The 348-nt window shown below is 44.5% G+C and carries 1 pseudogene; it reads left to right on the top strand.

Annotated elements, in window-relative coordinates:
* Window positions 1-348: pseudogene (locus UF06_RS26695) on the top strand (IS630 family transposase); the annotation flags it as partial.

Below are 348 nucleotides of genomic sequence, written 5' to 3'. Positions count from 1 at the left end.
TCGAGCACATGGGCTTGTCATGGATAACTTCCCGCTCAAAACACCCCAAGCAATCTCAAGAAGTCCAAGACGATTTTAAAAAAAATTCAAAATTGAAACGATCCTGAAGATCCCAGGACATATCGCTTTAGAGCATGTGGATGTCTGGTTTCAAGATGAAGCCAGATTTGGGCAACAAAACACGACGACACGGTTATGGGCAGAGAAAGGAACACGTCCCAGAGCCGTGAAGCAACAACAATTTGAATATGCGTATCTGTTTGGTTCTGTCTGTCCCGCGAGAGGAATTGGCGAAGCGATGGTCGTTCCTTGGGTTAATAAAGAGATCATGATCGAGCATTTAAAGCA

This window comes from Vibrio sp. S234-5 (genome assembly GCF_000960595.1).
Lineage (GTDB): Bacteria > Pseudomonadota > Gammaproteobacteria > Enterobacterales > Vibrionaceae > Vibrio.
This window is presented reverse-complemented; position numbering and strand designations above follow the sequence as displayed.